Origin of the sequence: Methanospirillum hungatei, assembly GCF_019263745.1 — an archaeon.
Classification (GTDB): domain Archaea; phylum Halobacteriota; class Methanomicrobia; order Methanomicrobiales; family Methanospirillaceae; genus Methanospirillum; species Methanospirillum purgamenti.
In genome coordinates this window covers 1,269,265-1,289,442 of the sequence record NZ_CP077107.1, presented here as the reverse complement: position 1 = coordinate 1,289,442, position 20,178 = coordinate 1,269,265, and the positions used below count along the sequence as shown (strand labels likewise).

Here is a 20,178-nt window from a genome sequence, read left to right as displayed (position 1 = left end):
TAAGGGTTGTGGCTAAATGATTGAAAACGATGATATAGGCGGATTTATTTTTGTCTTTTTCATATTCGACGGATGCTGTAATCCTGAGCACCGGAATGGTGTAGTACGAATTACTTTGTGAAAAACTCTCCAATAATCCGGGTACAGGATCTGGTTTGGGTTATTTAATTATTAGTCTTTAATTTTAGAAATAGGCGTTCTATCCGGGTATAAAAAATGTATTTATACTTACGGCGGCAATGTTTACATTATTATGCCAGTCAACCAGGCGCAGGTCGACAGCATCATTTCTTCGGCATCTGCCGAAGATCCTGAGATTCAACTGCTTAAGCTCAGAGATGAGGTTGAGTTGCTGAAGACCTCGATTAAACGCCTGCTTATCGATATACGGGAACGTATGAATGATGCGGAAAATCCGCTTGTTCAGGCGTTAAAGGGGAACCCGGTGGAGTTTGTCGGGCAACACTCGTCAACTCCAACTCCCATGGAGGGGTATATTGATGATTATGATGAAGAACCATCCGGAGGCGGTTTTTCAGAAGAAGGGGGGTCGATGTCAGTGTCAGAGGAACCAGAAGCTATGGAACCGGTTGGTCAGCCGGATATGGGGATGAGTGCAGGAATTGGTGGGGGAGCAGCCAGTGTCTCATCAGCGTTGTCCTCTCTTGCAGCAGAGAAAGGGATGCTTGAAGCACTTAGAAATCAGTTGTTTACGCAACCTGCAACGTCAGCCGAACCAGTGAAACAGAAAAAACCACGTGAAAAGGTGAAAATCCAGAAAGTATACAGCCTGTTTGAATGGACGACAAATAATGTGAAACGATATGGGCATGACCGGGTTGACCTCATGCTTGAATCGTATAAGGAGATGGGTCATATCTCCGAAGAACACTGTAAACAGGTGAAAGATATTGCCCGTCTTATGGCACCGTCTATCGGAGAAGTCCATGAGATGAAAGCAGATGAATTCGTACTTGCTCTTTATGAACTCAACCGGATATTACAGCCTGAAGATCCAGGCCTTGATCGGGATATGCTTGATGTGCTGATCGAGAAACGTAAGATGGGAATGCCATCCGGTCGGATTGAGGAGACGGATAATCTGATTGAGGATGACTCTGAGTTTGAGTATATTCCCTCCCGAGAGTAAATGCCAATATGGCAAGCGAAGCTATCTCATCATCGATCATGATAATAGGGGCGGTCCTTGGGGCCGCAGTCCTTATTACCGCTATTCTTCCAGCAATATTTTCTGCTGGTGATACCTTCGGGACTGTTTCGTCGTCGGCTGAGCAGAAACTTAAGACGGATTTTCGGATAGTGAATACGTATACTGATGGGACTGTTGTGAAAGTATGGATGAAGAATGTTGGTTCTAATCGAATTTCTGAGAATGATTTATATAAGGCAGATGTCTTTTTAGGAATCGATAAAGAAGTTGGAACCAATTCTTACGATAGATATGTTCATTCAAGTGTTGGAGGAAGTAAAACGTTCTCTGATGATTTGGAGCAGGCATATTGGACAATAGGGGAAACCGTAGAAGTAACAATTACTCTATCAGCAGATTCTATTGTGGATGGTGATGTTGTTTCTTTTACGTTTACTCTTCCAAATAGTGTAAGAAGATCTGTAACTTTCTCACTCACATAATTAATGGCATCTTCACTAATCGCAGGGGCAGTAAGTCTATTACTTATCATTATTGCAGGGTACGTCATAGCAACAGGTATCCTCATGGTTGCAGAAACCACCGTTTATACTCAAATGGATGTCTCATATAATCAGGAATTAATTAAACAAACAGATATATCGATGGAATCTTCGTGGAATTCAAACATTCTCTCATTAAATGTATTTAATAATGGATCGACATCATTTACGAGTAAAGACTTTTTAAATATGGATCTTTTTACATATGATTCTGTAAATAAAACAAAGAGGTATACGAAAAATAATTGTGTCCGTTTTGAAGTTACTACTGCTTCTGACATCATTAATAAAGGTATGTGGGATCCTTCAGAAGTTTTAATTGTAAATATTTCTCTGACACAACAACCTACATGGGCAAAATTTGTCACACCAAATGGCGTTACTGCGACTTCATAAGTAATATAAATAGAATAATATCTCTAAGCAAATAACTAACTCACGAATAATATCATTTCAATAAACAACAAATTCACTTAAAATCAAAATCAAAGAAAAAAAATTAGGTTTAGATAACACCTAATACTACACGAAAGGAATATAATTATAGGGGCATTCATCACATGGCGGAACTAGATCTTACATCTATCGAAGAAGCACGGGGAGACATTGCAGATCTCCTCGGGAAAGAAGAGCGAAAAATTCTCACAACGGGAAATGCTGAAATCGATAAAAAAATTGCAGATGGTTTACCACTCGGTTCGTTAACACTCATCGAAGGGGAGAATGATACTGGTAAATCAGTGCTCACCCAGCAGTTCATGTGGGGAAGCATGCATAACAACCTCAGAGTCGATCTCTTTTCAACCGAGCTTACCACGAAAAGTTTTCTGACCCAGATGGAATCAATGTCTCTTGACATCTCTGATTTCTTTGCCTGGGGATATATCCGCCTGTTTCACTGTCACCTGGTGGAATTCAAATGGACTCCGGATGCGATGAATGATATTCTGGAACGTATTATCACCCATGTAAAATTTAGTAATACTGATGTGGCAATTATTGATTCATTGACCATCTTTACAGAATATACAACGAATGAAGCCGTCCTTTCATTTTTAACCCAGGCGAAAAATATCTGTGATCAGGGGAAAACAATCCTTATTACGATGCATAGTTATGCGTTTACCGATGAAGTGCTGACACGGGTCAGATCCATTTGTGATGCACACCTGCTCCTGATGAGAAAACTGATGGGAGATAAATATGTCATGGTTCTGGAAGTGGTCAAAGTCAGAGGTGCCAGAAAAACGACTGGTAACCTGGTGAGTTTTGAAGTCCACCCCGGTTATGGTATGAAGATTATTCCGGTCTCGGTTGCAAAAGTCTGAAAATGTCCCGGTTGCAGATTCAGGGTAAAATACCTTTTCAGGAAGCTGAAAGTCATGATACTGAAGAGTGTGTCATAAATCCTGACTCCTGTGCTCTCTACCGGATGCTTCCGGCGAATGCAAAAGAATATGCCAGAAATTATCCTCATCTCCTTGAATATCTGCATATATTTCCCGTAGATGAGTTTGGAATCCCCTTGTTCTTTTCTGAACTAAAACGAGACCTGAAGGGAATCAAAGATCCAAATCTCATCTATCCAGCAAAACCGCCAATATTCATTCATATATTTTTTGATCCAAATGATGTCCGGAATTTTTACATCCCCATCGAACCCTCATTCATGCATAATATCGGACGGTTGCTTCCGGCAATCGAATACCGTCTGGTTGACTTACTTGATGCATTAGATGAAGATCCAGTCACTCCGGAAGAGCGTACATCAGTATTAAAACGCTTGCTCAGGCAGGTAATGTATGTTAAAAAACCTGGGCAGGCCATCGATCCATCCCTTTTGAAGATCGAAGGGCCGACTGGGTTTGGGGATAAATTTAAAAATTTTTTAACAACCGATCTGACTGCGAAAGAAGAACCTGGGGCTGAACGCCTTTTTGCAGATGTCCCTCATCTTGCCGACGGCAGGATAATTGTCAGTCCCCAGGAATTTGATGCAATAGAATACCAGATGATCAGGGATAAAATAGATGTCGGTCTGCTATTCCCGTTTATTTCAGATAATTTTATTGAAGATATTACTTGTGACGGATTAGGTCCCATTTTTATCGAACATAAAATTTTTAAAGGCCTCAAATCTGTCGTCGGATTTGATCAGGAAGCTGCACTTGATGATTTTTGTATAAAGTTAGCAGAAAAGTCCCGCAGGCCGATTACGTATAGAAACCCGATTGTCGATGCTACTCTTCCGGATGGTTCTCGTATCAATATTGTCTATTCAACAGAGATCAGCCGTCAGGGGAGTAATTTCACTATCCGTAAAGCTATGGATGATGTCATCTCTATCACCAAGCTGGTGGAGTTTGGCACCTGCAGTTATGCACTCGCAGCTTATCTCTGGATTTGCATAGAGAACGGTATGTCCCTTTTCATGTCTGGTGAGACAGCATCAGGAAAAACCACCTCGATGAATGCACTTACGACATTCATATCACCAGAGTCGAAGATTGTAAGTATCGAAGATACTCCTGAACTCATTATCCCTCATAAAAACTGGACTCGTGAAGTATCAAAAGGGAAGGGGAAAGGAGAAGGTGAAGGTGGAGATGTGACCATGTTCGATCTGCTCCGTGCTGCACTCAGACAGCGTCCGAACATGATCATGGTCGGAGAAATCCGTGGAGTTGAAGGTGCAGTTGCATTCGGTGCGATGCAGACCGGTCACCCGGTTATGAGTACATTCCATGCTGCAACGGTTGAAAAACTCATTCAGCGTCTTACCGGAGATCCAATCCTTATCCCGAAGACATTCATTGATAACTTAAATCTCGTGGTAATCCAGAGTGCAGTACGTCGTCCTGATGGAGCGATGGTCAGACGCCAGTTAAACGTATCAGAACTGGTGGGATATGATCCACAAAGTGGAGGTTTCTCGTTTGTTGAAGTTTTTACCTGGGACCCGGTTACTGACACACATGAATTTACCGGAAAAGGCTCTAGTTTTCTTCTTGAGAATAAGATTGCAACCATGCTTGGTATCCCGGAACACAAAAAAGCGCAGATCTACATGGAAGTTGACAAGCGCGCGAAAATTCTTGAAAGACTCCATAAAGCCGGTTATACTGATTTTATTGAACTCTTCCTGATGATCACGAAACTGAAAAAGCAGGGTCTTCTGGCGATCGACATCTAGATTTATGGCACTTGAAGGATTTTTAGACCGGTTAAGGACATCAAATTCAGGGAAGCTGCCCTTTGAGGATTTGTATGCAGATGTCCATGCAAGACTCTACAAATTTTTTATTGAAGATAAGTACATGGGGTCAGATCTTCTGTTTATGCTTACCTACATGGCAGCAATTATCACAGCCGACGCCTCTCGTCCGGAAATTTTTTCATATACGGGTGCACGAGCTGAATATGTCTCAACAAAGTATATCCGCCGTGCTGACTTGCTGGTGAAACGATGGGGGTATAGTTATGTTGAAGCTCTTACCAATGTAGCCAAAAAAATCGAGAGTCAGATGCTGTTTTCGATGATAAACCGGTATGCAAATGCTATTGAATCCGGTGTCCCTGACAGCGATTACCTAACCCGTGAGCTTGAGACAATCAGGAACGTGTACAAGTCAACCTATGAGCAGGGCATTGAAATGCTGAAAAAATGGGGTGATGCGTACATCTCCATGCTCTTCTCTGGAGCTTTAGTTGGGATCATCATCATGGTCTCTATTGCAATATATGCACCTGATGACATTCAGGGGACCCTGATGACCTCTTATCTTATTATCGCTCTCATCTCTGTCGTAGGAATAGTTACGATGTATAAGGCAGTTCCTGCCGATCCAAAATCACATCGTCTCCAGCAGGGTTCACCTGAACAGAATATGATCCATCGGATGGAGAAGAAAGTCATTCCGATTCTTGCGATTATTGTTATTTTATTATTACTATTGGGTATGAATTTCGGCCTTGTGCTCATGTTAATTGGAATGCTCTTATTTCCACTGGGAATTATTGCCTATATTGATGATGGGAACATCACTCTCAGAGACTCTGAATTTCCTACATTTATTCGGGGAGTCGGTGCGGTACAGGGTGGAAAAGGTACAACCATCGCTCCTGCGATTCAGGATATCGATAAAAAATCTCTTATGTATCTTGAGCCTCTGATAAATGCGGTTTTTTCCAAACTGAATCTCGGTCTTGATGAGGACCGGACATGGCAGCGGTTTATCAATGACGGGGGCAGTTACCTGATATACAAATATTTGAATATCTATCGGGATGCGCTCAAGCTGGGTGGGAAAGCTGATACTGTCGGACAGATTGTAAGCTCATCAATGCTTGATCAGGTTCTTCTGCGTGATCATCGGCATACCATTTCAATGGGATTTATGACGCTTCTTGTTCCGATGCATGCCATGATGGTGGCAATATTTTTATTTCTCTACCATATTCTCGTTGTTATGGCAGATGCCATCGCTGAAAAAATGGCATCGCTTGGAGAAGCGGGAGCAGCCCTCACTTCAGGTCAGGGAGCATCGATCGCCGGTGCAATGGGTGGCAGCATGTTTGTCTTCTCAAATTTTGACAAGGATGCTATCGGTTTTTATGTAATAATTATTATATCAATGCTAACGATATCGAATGTTCTCGCAGGCAAGATTGTATCAGGAGGAGATAATGCGTTGGTATATTTTTATACAAGTCTTATCTGTTCCGTATCCGGCCTTCTTTATATTGTGGCCCCAATCATTACCGGAATATTCTTTATGATCCCCGTCTTTGAAGGTGTATAAGCGATGGTTGAACTCTCTGACTCTACCCGGCGTCTTGTAATATTCGTGGCTATTGTTCTTGGGGGTTCAATTCTTCTCATTTTTGATATCCCTGTATTATATCTCATGATGGGTGTCATTGGCATCGCTGTTATTCTACTCATCATCACCGGCACGATAATTCTATCTGAATTAATTCATAATTTAAGACAATGGCTTAAAAGTCGGCCTAAAAAACCAAAAAAGGAAAAATCTGCCAAAGAGAAAGGAAAAGCTCCGGGAGAGGGAATTTTCTCTTCATTATCTGATAAATTTAAATTGCCCTCCATTTCTCTGCCTGCAATAAAGTTACCTTCACGCTCTGAAAAACCCCGTAATGAAAAGAAAAAGGGGACGGAAGAGAAAAAGGGCAAAGCAAAAAAATCCACTACAAAAACAGAAAAAACTCCAGACCCGTCAGGTGGCACTGATGAAGAATCCGATGCCGTAGGGAATGTTGAAAAATCTGAAGATAGTTCATTTGATGGAGATTTACTTGACGGGCTGGATCTTGATGATAGCCTGGATATTGATGCTGAACTGGATTCAGTAAATCCGGAATTTGATAACATCCGGACTCCGTTTGGAGATTCAGATGCAATGTCAGATCTGCCGTCAGACTCTGATGTTAAAAAGATGGATATATCTACTCATGATGAAGAAGAAGAGATCATCCTTGATGATGATCAGGGTCCTGATGAGATAGATGCTATCTATTCCAGCACGATAGAGATTGGTTCTGATTCAGGTGATGATGTTATCTCTAATATGGAAGGTGGAGACTCGATCAGTACATCTGATCTCTCTACCTACAGTTCATCTGAAGAAACACCCTATATGTATGGTCAGGATGACGATGACTCTGGTGGTGAAGAGCAGTCTGAACTAAGCCAGACAAAGGGAAGCGGTGATGATGACCTTATCGCCTCACTGAAGGCAGATATTGAAGACCTGAAAAAACGGGATGATGATGTGCTCCTGCGTGACTTGAAGGATATTCATGTGACTGCAGAGGAACTTGCTGAAGAACTTCAGGAGATCATGAGCATTATCAACCGAAGAATAAAAAGAAGATAAACACCATATAAAGAGATCAGAAAGGGGAATATGGCAGAGGTTCCGGCAAAACTGGAAAAGGGCGGGTCATGGGTGACCTCACGAATCGATATCGGAAATGACGGTATCGCTTTAAAAGACCCATGGAATACGACAGTTAGCTACCGGAGTATTGTAGATCTTCAAAAAAGGGGACAGATGATCACCCTGCTGGTCACCATGCCTGATAAAACCGAGCGGGCATACAAAATCGCATCGGTTGAAAAAGTCCTCACCATTTTAACCAAGAAGATCATCATGGCCTGTAATGCATACAGGATCATGGCACATTTCATGTCCCCGGCTATCAGGGGGGGTGTGCTCGTCACTGATGCAAAATGGGAAAAGGGCGCTATTGCTGTTTTAAAGACTGGTATCTGGTTTGTCAGCCAGGAAAAACAGATCAGTGTCCCGCTCAAAGAAGTAGCAAGTCTTGAACTTACCAAGCGTGAGTTACAAAAGAAGAAGCTTGATGTGATTAAGATTGACCACCTGGAGAGTGGTGAGGTGGTTACCAGTTTTATTCTCTGTCCTCTTTCAACCTTACAGGTTCTATATAATTTCCTTCGGGATGCAACAAAAGACATGGATATGAAGGGTTCAGAGCTTGACCAGCTTGATGCCCAGACTGCCCAGGTTGCCATGCTTATCTACAGCGGTATGGATACCAAATCAATAGAAAATATGCTCAGCCTTCCACCTGAAGAATTAAATGCAATCTATGAAACTCTTTTAAAATTAAAACTCGTGGATGTTGTTATGGTAAGGAAAGAGGTACAGCTCACTCCAAAGGGTGTACGATACATCACTGATGCTCTCAAACCACCTTCTTAAGACCAGATATTCCACAACCCTTTTACCAATTAATATCGTTTAATTCATAGGAGGAACCGTTCACCCATGGGACGAATCCTAATTGTCGATGATACATTGTTTATGCGAACCTTGCTCAAGAACATTCTCAGCTCCGGGGGACACGAAATTGTCGGCGAAGCTGAAGATGGTGATATCGGCGTCACCAAGTATAAAGAATTGAAACCTGATCTTGTCACAATGGATGTTGTCATGCCAAAAATGAATGGCATTGAAGCATTAAAAGCGATTAAGGCACTTGATACAAATGCGAAAGTCATTATGTGCACTGCGGTCGGTCAGGAACAGATGGTCAAACTTGCAATTAAAAGTGGGGCGAGGGGCTACATCGTAAAGCCGTTCCAGGCGCCAAAGGTCCTGGAAGAAATTGGAAATGTCCTTGGTGCTTAATACATGATCAGGGTTCTCGTCATCGACGATTCACTCTTTATCAGAACTGTAGTTCAGGATATGCTTTCAGATGATCCTGATATTCAGATTGTAGGAGTTGCATCCGATGGTCTAGAGGCACTTGATAAAATCCGGGAATTAAAACCAGATTTGATTACGCTTGATATTGAGATGCCCAGACTAGATGGATTGTCGATGCTTGAGCGAAAAAAGGAGATTGACAAATTTCCAAAGACGCTGGTATTAAGCTCATTAACATCAGAAGGCGCAGAGATGACGAAAAGAGCGATTGCTCTTGGTGCAGATGATTTTATGCTCAAGCCCCGGGGGATTAAAAATATCCGGGAGATTGGTGGAGAACTCAAGCACAAGATAAAAAACATCTGTACGATCGCGTACATTACGTCAAAACCTGCGCTGAAGGATGTGAATGCCCGAAATATTGTACTCATTGGGTCTTCAGCAGGCGGCCCGCCCATGCTTGATACCATCGTTTCAAAACTACCCGCGAATTTGAATGCTGCTGTGATAATTACACAACACATGCCAAAAGGTGGTTTTACCGCTGCTCTAGCTGCAAGACTGAATCGTATCTCACCTCTGCAGATTCGCGAAACCGAAAATGGTGATCTTTTAAAAAACGGAACCGTTCTCGTTTCAAGAGCAGGTTTTCATACGGTCATATCATCTGTTCTTGATCGGGGAGGTAGTCAGGGTGGTAAGATTATTCTGACTGATTCTCCTCCGGTTCATAATGTGAAACCTGCTGTAGACAAGACCTTCATTTCGGCCGCACAAGTCTTTGGCCCTCATTGTGTGACAGCAATCCTGTCTGGAATGGGTAATGATGGTGGAGAAGGAACTGAAGCAATCAAGAAAGCAGGCGGGGTTACCATTGTCTGTAGAGAAGAAGATTGTCTGGTATATGGAATGGCGCGGTCTGCTTTATCACGGAACTGTGTTGATCATGTGCTTGCTCTCCAGGCGATTCCTGAAAAAATTAGTGAATCTATCAGGGCAATGAACGGGTGAATTATGTCTGACCTTGACGCATACCGGAGTCTCTATGTTGCAGAATCGCGGGAAAACCTTGAGGGAATTGTAAGTAATCTTCTGGTTCTGGAAAAAGGGACTGATTCTCATGCAATTGATGAGATCTTCCGGTCTGCTCACTCTCTGAAGGGTATGTCTGCTTCGATGGGTTTCATGCACATGGAGGAGATATGTCATGCCCTCGAGGATGTATTTTCTCAAATCAGAAGTGGAAAGCTTGAGGTTACACAGTCTTTAGTTGATGATCTCCTCGGCGGAGCTGATGATATCGAACTCATGATTGATGAGATCGAGGAAGGAGGGGAAGGTCAGCTGGAGCATAAAGACCAGCGTGTGAAAAGCCTGAAACGCTGGTTAACTGTTGCTGATGGTGGAACAAAAGAGACCAGACCTGATCCTGAACCGACCCCCCTCATTCAGTATGAACCAGATTCTGATCAGTCTGGTGATATGTATGAAGGCCCGTCATATGATCAGGATGCTGGTGCTGGTTGTCAATCGTATGAAATCTCCCTTTCCCTCGCAGATAATGTAGATAATAAAAATCTTCGAGGGATGCTGATCCTTCAAAACCTGGAATCAATCGGGGAAATAATTCAGACTGGCCCGGATCGTTCGGTCATTGAAGATGATGAAAATTTTTCCGGTGCAATCACCCTCCAGTTCAGAACAAATGCAGGAATCGGAGCGATTGAAACTATTCTTGGGGTATCTGATGTTCAATCGAGGACAATTACTGTCGCTCAGCACCCCATCGGAGAACCAGTTATTCCTGAAAAAGATGACATTGAAGTTCTCTCTCCTGTAGAAGTGATTTCTGATGGAGAAGAACAGTACACAATTCATATAGAACTATCGTCCTCTGTTGACTCCAAAAATCTGCGCTCGATGTTATTGCTCCAAAATATCGAAGGATTAGGAAAAATATCACAAATAACTCCAAAAAGGGCGATCATTGAAGATAGTGATTCATTCAATGGCATCATCGATCTCCTCTTTATTACAAACGAACCAAAAGAGAAAATTCTGTCATTGCTCAAAGGATCTGATATCAAGAACTATTCTGTTCAAAAAGAAGAACCTGTGATCGCCCCTGTCTCTGGGATCTCAGTCGATTCTTCTGACGATATAACTCCAACGGGACCTCGCACTTCAACTCCGGATAAAACTGAGAAAAAGCGCGAAGTAAAAAATATCCGTGTGGATATTGATCGTCTTGACCATATGATGAACCTGGTTGAAGATCTGGTCATTAACCGGGGAAGATTGGAACAAATCGCGCAGCAATACAAAATAAAGGAACTTGATGAAACCCTGAACATGGTTGGCAGATCAGTATCTGATCTGCAGGTCATGATGATGGATATCCGGATGATTCCGCTGAACCACATTTTTAACCGGTTTCCCCGAACAGTCCGTGATATAGCAACAAAAGAAGGCAAAGAGGTTGACTTTGTCGTTGAAGGAGGAGATACTGAACTTGATCGCTCGGTAATGGATGGTTTGAATGATCCACTCCTTCATCTGATCAGAAATGCCCTTGATCATGGAATCGAGTCCCCTGATGTCAGGATTGCAAATGGCAAAAATCCAAAAGGTCTTTTAAAATTATCAGCATCCCGTGATAAAGACAATGTCGTTATCGTGATAGAAGATGACGGCGGTGGAGTTAATGTTGAGAAGATCAAGAAAAAGGCATTAGAGCGGGGACTGGTTACTGAAGAATCGCTGGCTTTAATGAGTGATCAGGAGGCATATGATCTTCTCTTCCAACCGGGATTTTCAACTGCAGATAAGATTACCGATATTAGTGGTCGGGGAGTTGGCCTTGATGTTGTCAGAACCACTATTGCATCATTACAGGGGACAATAAAACTCGAATCAGTCCCTGGAGAGGGGAGCAGATTTGAGCTTGTGCTTCCCCCGACTATGGCAATCGTCATGGTTATGATGATCCGGATCAATGGCAAACGATGTGCCATCCCCATTACGAACGTTGCTGAAGTGGCAAGTTTAGCCGCTTTTCCAATTCAAAATATCGGGAATGGAGAAGGTCTTCTGATGCGGGATGAAATAATTGTTCTTTATCGTCTGGATGACATGTTCGGTCGTTCAAAAACTGAGGAAGTCATTGTAGTTCTTCAGAATGGACCAAAGAAAGGGGCGATCATTGCCGATCTTATCGAAGGCCAGCAGGAGGTGGTTATAAAACCACTCTCAAAATTTGTTGGAACATGTGAGGGAGTAAGCGGAGTTACCATTCCTGGTGATGGTGAAGTCGTTCCGGTTCTTGATGTAAAGGCAATTCTTCGTGAAGGAGGGCAAAAATCAGCAAAAAAAGCTGGAGGCAGAAGGGGGAAAAAAATGGTTAAAAATGTGGTGACTGACGGGGATCTGGTAATCAGTGAACAACAGGCAGATGAACTACGGGAACTTGGGAATATCGGAGCGGCCCATGCAGCGACTACCCTGTCAACAATATTAAACACGATGATTCAGATTCGTGTCCCGGAAATAATTCTGGTCAACCTTGCAAATCTTCGTAATTACCTGGATGATGTACGGGCAGCACTGACTGTTTTTCAGATCCAGGGGCAGATATCTGGCGAAGGGTATCTTATTCTGCACATTCCTGAAGACTCCATCATTCGGCTGACCAATATCATGATAGGTACAACAGAACTGAATCGTGAGATTGATGACATGGACAAGAGTGCAATAAATGAAATTGGCAACATTATGACCTCTTCATTCCTTGATGCATGTGCAACACTTCTCAATATCATCATGATACCATCACCACCTTCAATGGTCATAGACATGCCTCATGCAGCACTTGAGTCAATAATTGCAACACAGGAGATCCGCGAGAATGTTGATGAAGTGGTTCTTTTCAGAACCGAACTCACATGTGCAACCCATGAGATAAAAGCCAATATCATACTGCTTCCAAGCAGATCTCTATTACAGGAAATATTTGCACGCATGGAGAATGTAATCGCAATTTCAGGCTGAATTGAATGAACGGAACTACTACCGGCAATGACCAGCGTGAGGTCATCATTATCGGTATTGGTGAATGGAGTACTGGGGACTCCGTTATGACCTCAATAGGGCTAGGTTCATGTATCGGGCTTGTTCTTCATGATGAAACAAAGAAAATTGGAGGACTCGCTCATGTTATGCTTCCAAAATCAAGTGGAAAACCAAATGAGCGGGCGGGAAAATATGCAGACACCGCTGTTGAAGTGCTCATAAAAGAGCTTACCCTTAAGGGAAGTAAAATATCCAATATGAAAGCAAAACTTGCAGGAGGTGCTTCAATGTTTCAGAACTTTTCTGGCAATCTCAATATTGGCGAACGAAATGCCGAGGCACTGAAAGCAATTCTAAAAGAACTCTCAATACCTATCGTTCGGGAAGATCTAGGCGGAACGATTGGAAGGACGGTTACATATTTCCCAAAAGAAAATGGACGGCTTGTTATCAGGCAGGCTGATGGAACAACAAGAGAAATTTAGTTTAAATTCCTGCTGCTGAATCTTCAATAATCTTTTCAAGCATCTTTACAATGTCGAGGAGCACCGGAGGGTTTGGCAGCATAAAAATGTTCAGATTCAATTCATGCTCGTCACAAATTAATTCTGTTTTGAAAAATACTACATTGTCGTAAAGAATATTGCTCTCCTGAATGACCAGATCAAAGACATTTTCAGGCAGATCAAATATGGTCCGGGGAGGGGAAGGGAGCATAATTATTCCAAGAAGTTCGGCTGTTCCATCAAGGAAGGCTGATACCATGATATTGCCTATCTCATTGATGGCACTCTCATCCATTTCATTGAGTGGCCGTTCTGGCTCGATTGGCATACCCAGCATAATGGAGGTCATCTGAATGACAGATTCCTGTGGAACATGCAGGATAACATATCCGGCCTTTGCCATCTGACCTTCCATGGTAAAGATAACCATCGCTGAAAGAGTTTGTTCTATCTCCTGGTTTATCTTCTGAAGATCGACAATATTTATCTCCGGAACATTCAGCATAATCGGAGTATTCAACATTGTTGACAAGGTAGTCGCTGCATGTGATGCACCGATATTACCTAGTTCCCGAAGAGCATCTTTTTGATTTTCATTCAGATCAACTCGAATGCCCTCTTTCTGTTCCATAGCCATAGTTCCACTCAACGGTGCTGCTCCGGTTTGAGGAATACTATCTTCCTGTTCTTCTTTATTTCCTTCATTGGTCACTTCGGCAGGAATCTCATCCTTAAACTGCATGAGGATGCTCATGACCGGATCGTCCTCTATCATTGCTGGTGATGGTGCTTGTGAAGGTAATTCTTTTGTTTCGTCAGGCACTTCTTCCGGTTTTTCTTCTGGCTGGTCAGAAGAATACTGAGCCAGAATTGACATGACAAGATCTGCTTCAGACTGAGGTTTTTCAGGAACCGATGATTTCATTATTGGCTCTTTTTTCGGTTCAACAATTGGTTTTTCAAAGAGATCATCATCTTTTATGTTATTTGGAATATGTTCTTTCGTTTCCAATCCTGCGGATATTTCAGGTTTCTTTTTTCCATCCTTTTCAAAAGTCTGACACCGATCAAGATGTTCTTTTGCTACCGGATCTCCGGGATAAATTACCAAAGCTTCTTCAAATGCCTTGCATGCAAGGGAATATTCTCCAAGTTCCTCATATGCAAGCCCTATCTTTAAAAAAGGTTCGATAAAGTCGGGATGAATGCCACTCGCAGAATCAAAATATTGTACTGCTGCATAGAAGTTTTTCTGATCCATCAGAAGGTTGCCCCACTGCATATACCTGATATAGATCTCTTCCTCCGGCCGGGAACGATATTTGGGACGATATTGATCTGATTTTTGTCCAGGTCGCATGAGGAGGCTTAAATTTTTTCTTGCAACCGGGTTTTCAGGATCAATATCAAGTGCTGTTGTAAAGCATTTTCTTGCATGAGAAAATCGCCCCATGCGAACATAGGTATATCCAAGATTGGTTATCGCAGCGACGTTATCCGGATCCTGTGTGAAAGCTTTTCGAAATAGAAATGATGCCTGATCATAATCTCTTCGCTCCAAGGCTGATTCACCCATTCGGAGTAGATTTCTGACTTCCCGGCGTAGTGCGGCATCCATAGCAATCATGATATATGTATCATAACCCGAAGAAAAAACCGGGTTACAAGGCTGATAGTAGAACTATTCTGTGTATAGATTATATACATTGCTCAACAGTACTTTGAATAAGCCTCATTACATGATAAATACTGCAGCAGCAAGAACTGTTGTCCATTTACCATTAAGTTCTCCCTTTTCTGAAATGCAAATATTTGACGTTTTAATTATTTTTCCGCTTGCTTTATAGATCTGTTCTCGTTCCTGCCAGGCAGTATCAGGATCAAACTCTATTCCTAAGGTTGTTGCGAGCATAGTTGCTGCAAGATCCTCAGCATATTCTCCTGCCTGTAACTCTGTTTCACCATATGGATGGTGTTCTGAAAGATACCCATAATGGTTTTTTTCTTCAGGGACTGCAAGACCTATAGCTGCGCTTACCAGGCGGTTTGGTTCATTTGTATCATTCCTTGCCATAACAGCAAACACAATTTCACCAGGTTTAAGCATTTTTAAACCCTCTTCCCTGGAGATTTCGATACAGTTCGGTGGATATATGCTTGATACATTGACGATATTAAACATTTCAATGCCTGCAGAACGCAATGCAGCTTCAAAAGATGCGAGTCTGTCTTTATGAATACCAACTCCTTTTGTAAAGAAGACTCTCCGCGGAACCATCATTGATATATTCATAAGCTATACTGGAGGATAAAAACAATCCGTTCCTTGTCCATAAAAAAGATAAAAAAAGAACCTCTGTTGATCATTCGTGGTACATAATAAAATGTCCTTTTTTAGATCGCGTTCACTTTTCCGGTCGTACCTTATAATCTTATCATGCAAACATATATGGGATATTCACCATGAAGGCAGTGCTCGGACTCGAGAATGGACGATATTTCTTCGGAGAGGGCTTTGGAGTTGAGGGTGCGACAGGAGGCGAACTCGTGTTTACTACCCAGATGACCGGATACATGGAAGCTCTCACTGATCCGAGTTATCATGGCCAAATTCTTCTTTTTACCTATCCATTGATTGGAAATTATGGCGTCGATACAGAAAATTTTCAAAGTTCACGGGTTTGGGCAGGGGGGTGTGTTATCCATGAACTCTGTCGCAAACCCGCGCAAAACTCTTCTCTTGAAACTTTTTTTGAGGAACATGGTCTTTTTGGAATATCCGGGGTTGATACCCGGAACCTTACCATCAGCATCCGTGAGCAGGGAACTGTGCGGGCAGCTCTCCTGACTGGCAGTGATGACTGGCAGGCAGCGGTTGAACAGGCCAGAAGTACTCCTGACATCACTACACAGTCCCTGATTCCAAGTGTAAGTTGTACGGAGCCCTGGCATAAACCTGGAAATGGTCCAAGGATCGCTGTTCTGGATTTAGGAATCAAGACCAATATGCTCAAATCTCTGTCGTCGCGTGGAGGAGATCTCTATGTATTTCCACATGATACCAGGGCAGATGAGATTCTTGCATGCCGTCCTGATGGATTATTTATCAGCAATGGACCAGGTGATCCAGAACAGGCAAAAGATACAATAAAAACTGTTCGCGAACTGATTGGACAGTTGCCGGTGTTTGGTATCTGTATGGGCAACCAGATATGTGGTCTTTCACTTGGAGCTGAGTGTAGAAAGATGAAGTTTGGTCACCGTGGGGCAAACCAACCGGTAAGACATATTGATGGAGAAATCTCTATCACTTCCCAGAATCATGGATTTGTGGTTGATGGCGAGACCCTTCCGGAAGGTTGCAGAATTACGTTTGTCAACTGCAATGATGGAAGTCTTGAAGGATTTGAAGATCCATCCCTGAATATTAATTGTGTTCAGTTCCATCCGGAAGCACACGCAGGTCCTCATGACACTGAAAAACGGTACTTTGATAACATGTTTCGGAGGATGGCCTGATGCCCCGCGATCCATCAATTAAAAAGGTTCTGCTCATAGGATCTGGTCCGATTCAGATAGGTCAGGCTGCAGAATTTGATTTTTCAGGTTCACAGGCATGTCGTGCTCTTCGTGAAGAGGGAGTATCGGTTGTTCTTGTAAATTCCAATCCTGCTACCATACAGACCGATCCTGATATGGCTGATGTTACCTATGTTGAGCCATTACAGGCTGATATCATCGCCAAAATAATTAAAAAAGAAAAACCTGATGGTATCCTCTCAGGAATGGGTGGCCAGACCGGATTGAATCTGACAGCCGAACTTGCAGAGATGGGGGCACTTGATGGGGTTAGAATCCTTGGAACTCCTCTGAAAGCAATTTACGAAGGAGAAGATCGTGAAAAATTCAGAGACTTGATGAACCGGATTGGAGAGCCGGTTCCTCGTTCAGTGATCGTAAGTTCCCTGGATCAGCTTGAACATGCAGCATCTGTTGTTGGTTTTCCGGCAATCATTCGGCCTGCATATACCCTTGGTGGTGCCGGTGGAGGTATTGCATACAATTTTGATGAACTCAGGCGAATTGTCGAACTTGGTATTGGTAAGTCACGAATTCACCAGGTTCTCATAGAAGAGAGTGTTGCAGGCTGGAAAGAGATCGAATTTGAAGTCATGCGTGATGCCAACGACACCTGCATTACCATCTGTGGGATGGAGAATGTCGACCCGATGGGAATTCATACCGGGGAAAGTGTGGTTGTTGCACCAATTCTGACATTGCGTGATGATGAATTCCATCTTCTCCGAAACGCTGCTCTCAAAATAATCCGTGCCCTTGATGTCCAGGGAGGATGTAATATTCAGTTTGCGTTCAAGAAAGATGCTGAATACCGGGTTATTGAGGTCAATCCCCGGGTATCGCGGTCTTCTGCATTGGCATCAAAAGCAACCGGTTATCCCATTGCACGGGTTGCTTCAAAGATCGCCATTGGTCTGCGACTTGACGAGATATTGAATACTGTAACCGGAAAAACACCAGCATCCTTTGAGCCTTCAATAGACTATGTTGTTGTAAAGGTTCCCCGGTGGCCCTTTGACAAGTTCAAAACCGCTGATCGGACGTTAACAACTGCGATGAAAAGTACCGGAGAAGTGATGGCGATCGGACGGTGCGTAGAAGAGGCATTTCTCAAATCAATCCGTTCACTAGATACTGATATTGATCATCACTCAGTCCTCTCTGAAATAAAGATGATTCTTCAGCGACCAACAGATGAGCGGTTTGGTGCCCTGTTTGATGCATTCCGTCAGGGGATGACTCTTGAAGAGATTGCAGATATAACAAAAATCACCCCGTTCTGGCTTGAAAAGATCCAGAACATAGTGAATCTTGAAAAGGCTCTCTCAATTGGTGCTGACACAACTCTCATTAAAAAAGCCAAGCAGTATGGATTTTCTGACGGAGAGATCGCACAATTGTCAGGCAAAGATGTTGCTGATATCTCTGCAGTAACCGGAAATCCTGTCTACAAAATGGTGGATACTTGTGCAGCAGAGTTTCCGGCAATGACTCCATACTTTTACTCAACCTATGGGGATGATGTATGTGAGATCTCCCATTCTGACAAGAAGAAAGTGATGATACTGGGTTCCGGTCCTATTCGAATAGGTCAGGGTATTGAATTTGATTACTGCACGGTCCATGCAATCACAGCACTCAGAGAAGAAGGATATGAGGTCCATGTCGTAAATAATAATCCTGAGACTGTGTCGACTGATTTTGATACTTCTGACCGGCTCTTTTTCGAACCGATGACACTTGAGGATGTTTCAAACATTCTCCAGAAAGATTCCTATTATGGTATTATGGTTCAGTTTGGAGGTCAGAATGCGGTCAATTTGGCAGTGCCTCTGAAAAATGAGATTGAACGACTGAAATTACAGACCCGTATCCTTGGAACAACCCCGGATGCAATGGATATGGCAGAAGATCGGGACCGGTTTAGTGTGCTGTTAGATTCTCTTGGCATACCCACACCTCCGAATGGATCAGCATATAGTGAAAAGGAAGCGTTTAATACTGCTGAACGTATCGGATATCCGGTTCTGGTCAGACCATCCTATGTTCTCGGTGGCCGGGCCATGGAGATTGTGCATGATGACGCAGAACTTTCAACATATATGCGGGAAGCTGTCAAGGTTTCAAAAAGCCATCCGGTTTTGATTGATCGGTTCTTACAGAATGCAATTGAACTTGATGTAGATGCAGTCTGTGATGGGACTGATGTCATCATCGGTGGAATTATGGAGCATATTGAGACAGCAGGAGTCCATTCTGGTGATTCTGCCTGTGTTATTCCACCTCAATCACTCTCTCCACAAATACTTGCTGATGTCCGGGATTATACCCGGAAAATTGCACTTGGTCTGGGAGTTGTCGGTCTTGTAAACATTCAGTTTGCTGTTCAGGGAAACACTGTGTATGTTCTTGAGGCAAATCCCCGGGCAAGCCGGACGGTTCCCTTTGTAGCAAAATCCGTTGGAATCCCTCTTGCGAAAATTGCTGCGCGTGTTATGATGGGCGGTAAACTTGCCGATCTCCCATACAAAGAACAGGAAATTTCACATGTTGCAGTAAAAGAAGTTCTTTTACCATTTAACAAACTCCCTGGTGTAGACACGGTTTTGGGACCTGAGATGAAATCAACTGGAGAAGTCATGGGGATTGACTATGATTTCGGCCGTGCATATTACAAAGCAAGTATTGCTGCACATAACCGGCTCCCGAAATCAGGAAATGTTTTCATTTCTGTGACTGATGACCTGAAAGATCAGATATTGAAAGTCGCGAAGACTTTTGTTGAGAATGGCCTCTCGATATATGCAACAAGCGGTACGGTAGAGTTTTTTGCAGAACAAGGAGTGACTGCAAATCTTGTCCGAAAAATTGCAGAAGGTTCACCCAATGTTCTTGATATGCTTCGTGCTGGAGAAATAAGCTTGATAATCAATAATTTTGCTGATAAACAGTCACGCCATGATCATGAACAGATCATGAGGATTGCCGTTGATTATGGGATTCCATATATCACAACCGTACAGGCAGCAGTCGCAGCAGCAGAAGCAATTAATTCGGTCAAGGAAGAGAACCTGACCATAGAACCCCTCCAGCATTACCTTTGCAGCTAAATC

Annotated in this window: 16 protein-coding genes; 14 read left to right on the top strand and 2 right to left on the bottom strand. The window is 42.9% G+C overall.

Going from position 1 to position 20,178, the window contains the following annotated elements; all coding sequences use genetic code 11:
• Positions 1-253 precede the first annotated feature (253 nt).
• The 12 genes from KSK55_RS06010 to KSK55_RS05940 all read left to right on the top strand — a co-directional run bounded on the left by KSK55_RS06010 (position 254) and on the right by KSK55_RS05940 (position 13,465).
• Entirely contained in the window at positions 254-1,150 is an 897-nt protein-coding gene (locus tag KSK55_RS06010; protein WP_214420590.1) for a hypothetical protein, read from the top strand.
• A gap of 8 nt (positions 1,151-1,158) precedes the next feature.
• Entirely contained in the window at positions 1,159-1,653 is a 495-nt protein-coding gene (locus KSK55_RS06005; RefSeq protein ID WP_218608572.1) for a flagellin, read from the top strand.
• Positions 1,654-1,656: 3 nt separating this feature from the next.
• A complete protein-coding gene (locus tag KSK55_RS06000; protein WP_218608571.1) occupies positions 1,657-2,109 on the top strand; it encodes a hypothetical protein in 453 nt (150 codons plus the stop codon).
• Positions 2,110-2,273: 164 nt separating this feature from the next.
• Positions 2,274-3,041, top strand: coding sequence for an archaellum protein ArlH (arlH, locus tag KSK55_RS05995; RefSeq protein WP_214420593.1), 768 nt, complete (start codon positions 2,274-2,276; stop codon positions 3,039-3,041).
• Positions 3,042-3,043: 2 nt separating this feature from the next.
• Positions 3,044-4,906, top strand: a complete 1,863-nt coding sequence (locus KSK55_RS05990; RefSeq protein ID WP_214420594.1) for a type II/IV secretion system ATPase subunit — start codon at positions 3,044-3,046, stop codon at positions 4,904-4,906.
• Positions 4,907-4,910: 4 nt separating this feature from the next.
• On the top strand, positions 4,911-6,515 hold the full coding sequence (flaJ, locus tag KSK55_RS05985; protein ID WP_218608570.1) for an archaellar assembly protein FlaJ: 1,605 nt from the start codon (positions 4,911-4,913) through the stop codon (positions 6,513-6,515).
• Between the two features lie 3 nt (positions 6,516-6,518).
• Positions 6,519-7,610, top strand: a complete 1,092-nt coding sequence (locus tag KSK55_RS05980; protein WP_218608569.1) for a hypothetical protein — start codon at positions 6,519-6,521, stop codon at positions 7,608-7,610.
• A gap of 30 nt (positions 7,611-7,640) precedes the next feature.
• The gene (locus KSK55_RS05975) at positions 7,641-8,462 is read left to right on the top strand and encodes a CheF family chemotaxis protein (protein ID WP_218608568.1); all 822 of its coding nucleotides are present in this window, start codon (positions 7,641-7,643) and stop codon (positions 8,460-8,462) included.
• 66 nt (positions 8,463-8,528) lie between these two features.
• Positions 8,529-8,891, top strand: coding sequence for a response regulator (locus KSK55_RS05970; RefSeq protein WP_214420598.1), 363 nt, complete (start codon positions 8,529-8,531; stop codon positions 8,889-8,891).
• 3 nt (positions 8,892-8,894) lie between these two features.
• The gene (cheB, locus tag KSK55_RS05965; protein WP_214420599.1) at positions 8,895-9,923 is read left to right on the top strand and encodes a chemotaxis-specific protein-glutamate methyltransferase CheB; all 1,029 of its coding nucleotides are present in this window, start codon (positions 8,895-8,897) and stop codon (positions 9,921-9,923) included.
• 3 nt (positions 9,924-9,926) lie between these two features.
• The gene (locus KSK55_RS16420; RefSeq protein WP_256664223.1) at positions 9,927-12,959 is read left to right on the top strand and encodes an Hpt domain-containing protein; all 3,033 of its coding nucleotides are present in this window, start codon (positions 9,927-9,929) and stop codon (positions 12,957-12,959) included.
• Between the two features lie 5 nt (positions 12,960-12,964).
• Positions 12,965-13,465, top strand: coding sequence for a chemotaxis protein CheD (locus tag KSK55_RS05940; RefSeq protein WP_214420600.1), 501 nt, complete (start codon positions 12,965-12,967; stop codon positions 13,463-13,465).
• A 1-nt stretch (position 13,466) separates the two neighbouring features.
• Here KSK55_RS05940 and KSK55_RS05935 read toward each other — a convergent pair whose 3' ends face one another.
• Together KSK55_RS05935 and KSK55_RS05930 are read right to left on the bottom strand one after the other, a co-directional pair.
• Positions 13,467-15,113 carry a tetratricopeptide repeat protein gene (locus KSK55_RS05935; protein ID WP_218608567.1) on the bottom strand — a complete coding sequence of 549 codons (1,647 nt, stop codon included), beginning with the start codon at positions 15,111-15,113 and terminating at the stop codon, positions 13,467-13,469.
• A gap of 108 nt (positions 15,114-15,221) precedes the next feature.
• A complete protein-coding gene (locus KSK55_RS05930; protein ID WP_214421309.1) occupies positions 15,222-15,767 on the bottom strand; it encodes a pyruvoyl-dependent arginine decarboxylase in 546 nt (181 codons plus the stop codon).
• Positions 15,768-15,949: 182 nt separating this feature from the next.
• On the opposite strand from KSK55_RS05930, the gene carA reads away from it, so the two are divergent.
• A complete protein-coding gene (carA, locus tag KSK55_RS05925) occupies positions 15,950-17,005 on the top strand; it encodes a glutamine-hydrolyzing carbamoyl-phosphate synthase small subunit (RefSeq protein WP_218608566.1) in 1,056 nt (351 codons plus the stop codon).
• The gene (gene carB / locus KSK55_RS05920; RefSeq protein WP_218608565.1) at positions 17,005-20,175 is read left to right on the top strand and encodes a carbamoyl-phosphate synthase large subunit; all 3,171 of its coding nucleotides are present in this window, start codon (positions 17,005-17,007) and stop codon (positions 20,173-20,175) included. The genes carA and carB overlap by 1 nt, the downstream gene beginning before the upstream one ends.
• Positions 20,176-20,178 lie beyond the last annotated feature (3 nt).